We start from the raw sequence: 3,436 nt of genomic DNA on the forward strand, positions 1-3,436 counted from the left end.
CGGCAATTAAACACAGGTGATATGTTGGAATTCGCTGCTCACCGCCAACCAGAGAATGAACTGTACGTTCATCGGACTTATGAACGTAGAGGCGCATTATGCGAGGGGTGGTTCAAAGCCAGCAGCAAACTTCATAAAAAAAAGCCAAAAGCAGACCTGACCCCCTAAAATTACTGGCCTCGGTGCTGCCCCTTGTGCTGGCCGTTTTCCAGCGCGAACCCGACCCGAAGCGCCGAGCTGAAGCCCTGGACCTGTTGGAAAAGCTGAACTTCCGGTATTATATCACAGGCATCGCTCCGCGCAGCGACTCCAGCCAGGGCGAACTTTTCCGGATGGCGCACAGCTACTATCACGGCACTTTGGCTGAAGATGCCCACGTGCCAGATGCATCAACAGAACTGTGCCGGCAGCTTATTGAATTTATTCGCCATAATGCTGGCACCCGCAACTTTGTCAAGCATCTGGTCCTGGAAAAAGACGAATCCCGGGACTTTTACCACTGGCAGGGGCTCAAGTTTTTTCTGGCATCCTACGAGCAGTATCTTTGTGAAAAGCATAACCAGCACAAGCCACTGGCAGAACTATTACGTGGCCGCAATCCCAAGGCGCATAATGACTTCCTGCACAGAGAACATATCCTGGCCCTCGGGGATGACTCAATCAGCGGCGATGCATCGGATTTTCTGAGAAGAAGGTTGGGCAATTTCGTGCTTCTGCGGGAAGGCACCAACAAGGGTGCCGGGCGTATGCCGGTCAGCCACAAAATTGAATACGGGTACCAAAGCCAGGGTACCATTGAGCTCTACCAGCTCAAGGAGTTGAAGGATTTTTTCGACGCCGGAACAAAGTTTGTCAAGCAGGATCTGAAAAGAGTCAATCAAACTTGGAAATACTGGCAAGAACTTCTCTGCAAAATGTTTGACCTGCGCGAAAAAAGCCTGGTAAACTTTGCCCTGACACGCTGGGGCGTTGACCAACTCCCAGATGAACCAGCGGCAGTACATGTGGACAATTTCAAGAAGCCGGGAGAGGTTTACAGGATTTGGCGGAAACAGGAGACCGATGTCGAGGCCTGATTTCTTTGGTTGCATATAGCGACATCGGGTATAAAGAGCTTCTCACTGATAATTGGTCAACCGTGCATTGCGGGCGCCAGAGGAAATTTCCTCACCGAAATTAAACGATTGCTCGGGACACGAGCAATCGGGAGGCAATCGTCAATAGTAAGGGATCCGGCAAACTTCGGTAACCGGCCGCGCCTTATAACAGCGATTTCACCCCTGGAAATGAGCGTTTAATCACCAAAAATTCGTATTTTAAAAATATTTTTCATGACAATACAGAAAGTTAATTTGGTCCGACCCCGGCAGATGAGCCGATGGGTGACCCCTTCTCTGACCCTTTTCCAAATCGATCCGCGGCAATTAAGCACAGGGGATGTGTCGGGGCTTGTACCTCACCACCGACCAGATAAGCAGGCAATGAACTATACGTTACTCCGACTTATGGACGTAGAGGCACATTATGCGAGGGGAGGTTCAAAGCCAGTAGCAAACTCCATAAAAAAAAGCCAAAAGCAGACTTGACCCCCACTTCAGATACAAATCGAACCAGATCAGGCTGACCACTAAGGGGTTGCCTCTCGTGCCTACGCTCTGCGTGGGGATTGCATGAGGGAAGCTCCCGCGTCCAGCTACCAACCAGGGGCTGGCCTGCCCGATTGATAGAACCTCGTGCCTGCTAGTCCCCAATTTTCCCTTGACCAACCATCCCCAATCGACTACAAAACCCGCGTGACGGTTCAGCGGATGAACAATACGCACCCGCAGGGCGGCAGCCCGCCCTGCCCTGCTTAACCTTACAGCCAGACCTTCATTGCCGACCATGACCGATGAAACCCGCTACCAGTTGCTGCGCCGCCTTGCGACCAACCCCGATACCAACCAACGGCAACTGGCCGCCGAACTGGGGATCTCGCTGGGCAAGCTCAATTACTGCCTGCAGGCCCTGATCAGCAAGGGCTGGGTCAAGGCCGGCAACTTCAGCCGCAGCAGCAACAAAAAAGGCTATGCCTATATGCTCACCCCCAGCGGCATCGAGGCCAAGGCCCGGCTCACCATCGCCTTTCTTCACCGCAAGGTGGCCGAGTACGAGCAGTTGCATCAGGAGATCGAAACCCTGCGCCAGGAAGTACATGCGCTCCAGCAAAAACCGGCAGAGGGTCGGCAATAACCGCGGGAATCCGACTCCGCGGACAGATGCATCCGCAATGGGAAAATAGACAGCGGAGCGTAAAGGGCAATGCAGGCAGGAGCCCGACCGCCGGGCGAGACCAACACAATGGTGAAAAAGAGAGAGGATGGTCAACGATCGACTCCAAGGCTGAGTGGATGATATAGATGAAAAGTGATGTTTTAAGGATCCGCGTGGGCAAACGATACAACCGTTTGCCCACCGGCCCAATACATTGAAATCGTTATCCGGTACGACCTGCAGATAAGCGATATTCCCCAGGAACAACTGGGCCAGATGGTCAACCAGACCATCAAACACGATGTGGAGAATTTTATCATGACCAACTATGAAAAATTGAGGTTGTAAGGGTGGGCAGGCGTCTTTTTGCCTGCCCACGCGGTAGCGGACACCCCCTGCCATAAACCACTATCAAACCATTCCATGCCACAAGATATAGCCAATCCCCACGACAAATTGATCAAACAGATCCTCGGTGAGCCGGAAAACGCCGCCAGTTTCCTCGCCGCCAACCTGCCCGCGGAACTGGTCAGCCACCTGGATCTGAAGACCCTCACCGTGGTGCAGGCATCCTTTATCGATGCGCAATTCACGCAATCCGAAGCGGATCTGCTCTTTTCGGTCACGATTGCCAATCGGCCGGGATATGTGTATCTTCTCATTGAACACCAGAGCAGCCCTGATGTGTGGATGAAGCTCCGCCTGCTCAGCTACATGGTGCGGGTGTGGAAACGCTTTCAACGGGAGAACCCCGCAAGTCAACGGTTACCGGCAATCATTCCCCTGGTGGTGTTTCATGGTGCTAAAGGGTGGCAGGGGCCGGTGACCTTTGATGCCCTGGTGGATATGCCTCACCAGTGCTTTTTGCCGTACACCCCGACATTCCAATGCAAACTCTTTGATCTCTCTGCCCATGGCATGGAGGAACTGGCCGGCAATGCCATGGTGCGGGTCATCAGCGATCTACTCCGCGCCCAGAGCCTTTCCCAGACGAAAGAAGGACTGGAAAAACTGAGAAGCGCGTTTACAACTCTGAACGAACTTGCGCTGGCTCCAGGATTTGCCCAATACCTTGAAATTGTTTTCCGGTATGTCCTGCAGATAAGCGATATGCCTCAAGAACAACTGGGTCAGATGGTCAGCCAGACCATCAAACACGATGTGGAGGATGTTATCATGACCA

General features: G+C 52.8%; 3 protein-coding genes. All 3 read left to right on the forward strand.

What is annotated here, in order from left to right:
• The first annotated feature begins 182 nt into the window (after nucleotides 1-182).
• Entirely contained in the window at nucleotides 183-1,076 is an 894-nt protein-coding gene (locus JWG43_RS17235) for a hypothetical protein (protein ID WP_205244187.1), read from the forward strand.
• Nucleotides 1,077-1,884: 808 nt separating this feature from the next.
• Nucleotides 1,885-2,232 carry a MarR family EPS-associated transcriptional regulator gene (locus JWG43_RS17240; protein ID WP_205244188.1) on the forward strand — a complete coding sequence of 116 codons (348 nt, stop codon included), beginning with the start codon at nucleotides 1,885-1,887 and terminating at the stop codon, nucleotides 2,230-2,232.
• Nucleotides 2,233-2,676: 444 nt separating this feature from the next.
• Nucleotides 2,677-3,436 (forward strand): Rpn family recombination-promoting nuclease/putative transposase (locus tag JWG43_RS17245; protein WP_205244189.1); only part of this gene is annotated, 760 nt, incomplete at its 3' end.

The sequence above is a fragment of the Desulfobulbus alkaliphilus genome, assembly GCF_016918545.1.
GTDB lineage: Bacteria > Desulfobacterota > Desulfobulbia > Desulfobulbales > Desulfobulbaceae > Desulfobulbus > Desulfobulbus alkaliphilus.

What these genes read in the sequence shown, in the direction of transcription:
- JWG43_RS17240 (WP_205244188.1), top strand. Translation starts at nt 1,885, where the DNA reads ATGACCGATGAAACCCGCTACCAGTTGCTGCGCCGCCTTGCGACCAAC.